Here is a 2,457-nt window from a genome sequence, read left to right as displayed (position 1 = left end):
TGAGCGCGTTCAGGTGCGCATTCCTGCTGGGGTGAAGAACGGCTCGCGGCTGCGGTTGAAGGGCAAGGGCAACCTGCAACCGGGAACCGGACGGCGGGGCGATCTCTATCTCAACCTCAAGGTTCAGAAGCACCCGATCTGGCGCCTGGAGTCGGATCAGCTGCGGGCCGATCTCCCCGTCAGCCTCGATGAACTGGCCCTTGGAGGTATGGTCTCGGTGATGACGCTCGATGGTGAGGCCCAGGTGAGCATTCCGGCCGGCACCGCCCCGGGCCGCAGCCTGCGGCTGAAAGGTAAAGGCTGGCCCGCGAAGACCGGTCGTGGTGATGTCCTGCTCACGCTGACGCTGGCCATGCCGCCCTCGTGGAGTGAGGAGGAGCGTCGATTGTTGGAGCAGTTGCGTGCCAAGCGCACGGACCATCCACGTCAAGAGTGGCTTCGTTCGGCGGCCCTCTGATCGGGTGACCCTTACGATCACCCCTTGTGTTTGGGTCTGATGGAGCTCACCTACCGCCCCCGTCGTCTTCGGCGTACGCCCGCCCTACGCGCCATGGTGCGTGAGCACAGCCTCTCGGCTGCAGACTTCATCTATCCCCTCTTTGTCCATGAAGGCGCTGAGGTGGAACCAATCGCTGCCATGCCTGGTGCTAGCCGTTGGAGCCTGACGGCCCTCACCGGCGAAGTGCAGCGCGCCTACGACCTTGGGGTGCGTTGCATCGTTCTCTTCCCCAAGGTGTCTGAGGGGCGGAAGACCGAAGACGGGGCTGAGTGCTTCAACGCCAATGGGCTGATCCCGCGGGCGATCCGCCAGATCAAGGAAGCCATCCCGGAGATGGCGATCATGACTGACGTCGCCCTGGATCCCTATTCCTGCGATGGTCATGACGGGATCGTCAGCCAGGACGGCGTGGTCCTCAACGACGAGACGATTGAACTGCTTTGCAAGCAGGCTGTTGTGCAGGCTGAAGCGGGCGCTGATCTGATCGGTCCCAGCGACATGATGGACGGCCGGGTTGGTGCCATCCGGGAAGCCCTCGACGATGAAGGCTTCGAACATGTGGGCATCATCAGCTACACGGCGAAGTACTCCTCCGCGTACTACGGACCCTTCCGTGAGGCCCTCGACTCCGCCCCGCGTGCCGCCGGCAGCAAGCCGATCCCCAAAAACAAAGACAGTTATCAGATGGATCCCGCCAATGCTCGGGAAGCCATCACCGAAGCCCAGCTCGACGAGCAGGAGGGCGCCGACATCATGATGGTTAAGCCTGGTTTGGCTTATCTCGATATTATCCATCGTCTGCGCGAGGAGTCGGAACTCCCCATCGCTGCCTACAACGTGAGTGGTGAGTATTCGATGGTGAAGGCAGCGGCGGAGCGGGGCTGGATCGATGAAAAGGCCGTTGTGCTGGAGACCTTGTTGAGCTTCAAGCGTGCCGGTTCCGATCTGATCCTCACGTACCACGCCTGCGATGCAGCGGCTTGGTTGAAGGAGGCCTGATCAGATGGCAACAGTCGATCAACCCATGGGTGTGGATCGTCTCGGTCACGTTGCGATCCGTGTTGAGAACGTCGATCGGGCTGTTGCCTTCTACACCGATCTGGGCATGCGTCTGGTCTGGCGTGCCGACGACTGGTGCTACCTGGAAGCCGGGGAAGGACGCGATGGGCTGGCCTTGTTAGGCCCGGATTACAAGGTTGCTGGCCCACATTTCGCCTTCCATTTCCGCGATCGTGCGGAGGTGGATGTGATTCACGACCGTCTCAAAGCGCAGGGTGTGCACGTTGGTGCCGTCCATGACCACCGCGACGGCACGGCGTCTTTTTATCTGAAAGACCCGGAAGGCAACTGGCTCGAAATGCTTTATGAACCCCCCGGTGGCATCCCCTCCAACTGCAATTGACTTGAGTCAAGCGGCGGACCGGGCTCAGCAGGAAACCCTTGAACTGCTGGAGTGGCATCGGGTCTGTGAACATCTCAGCGGCTTTGCCAGCACCGCTATGGGTCGTGATGCGGCCCGGTTTCAACCGCTGCCGGCCAGTCTGGACGAGTCGAAACAACGCCTGGCCGAGACCGTTGAAATGGCGGTGCTCGATGACCTCACCGAAGGTGGCCTCAGCTTCCGCGGCGTGCAGAACCTAGAGCTCGTGGTGCTGCGCTGCAGCAAGGGAGGGGTGGCCTCCGGTGAAGAGCTGCTGGCCGTGGCGGAAACGTTGGCAGCGGCCCGTCGCCTGCGCCGTCAGATCGACGACCCCGAGCTGCGCCCGGTGTGCACCGCGTTGATTGAAACGATGGTGACGCTGCCGGAGTTGGAGCAGCGGCTCAAATTTGCCCTCGAAGAGGGAGGCCGCGTCGCTGATCGCGCCAGCTCGGCGTTGTCGGCGCGGCGGCATCAATGGAACGGTCTGCGTCAGGAGCGTCGCGACAAACTTCAGGAGTTGCTGCGGCGCCTGGCCCCA

The 2,457-nt window shown here is 62.2% G+C and carries 3 protein-coding genes and 1 pseudogene; all 4 read left to right on the top strand.

Features of this window, described 5'->3' with window-relative positions:
- On the top strand, positions 1-457 hold a 457-nt coding region (locus tag ACGVJ8_RS06815; RefSeq protein ID WP_392346635.1), incomplete at its 5' end, for a DnaJ C-terminal domain-containing protein.
- A gap of 39 nt (positions 458-496) precedes the next feature.
- Positions 497-1,498, top strand: a complete 1,002-nt coding sequence (hemB, locus tag ACGVJ8_RS06810) for a porphobilinogen synthase (protein ID WP_392346633.1) — start codon at positions 497-499, stop codon at positions 1,496-1,498.
- Positions 1,499-1,502: 4 nt separating this feature from the next.
- Positions 1,503-1,901, top strand: coding sequence for a VOC family protein (locus ACGVJ8_RS06805; RefSeq protein ID WP_392346631.1), 399 nt, complete (start codon positions 1,503-1,505; stop codon positions 1,899-1,901).
- A pseudogene (locus tag ACGVJ8_RS06800) lies at positions 1,864-2,457 on the top strand (endonuclease MutS2); the annotation flags it as partial. The gene ACGVJ8_RS06805 and the pseudogene ACGVJ8_RS06800, both read left to right, overlap by 38 nt.

This window comes from Parasynechococcus sp., from assembly GCF_042954245.1.
GTDB lineage: Bacteria > Cyanobacteriota > Cyanobacteriia > PCC-6307 > Cyanobiaceae > Parasynechococcus.
The sequence above is the reverse complement of the archived record's forward strand: the minus strand, read 5'-3'. Positions and strand labels throughout refer to the sequence as shown.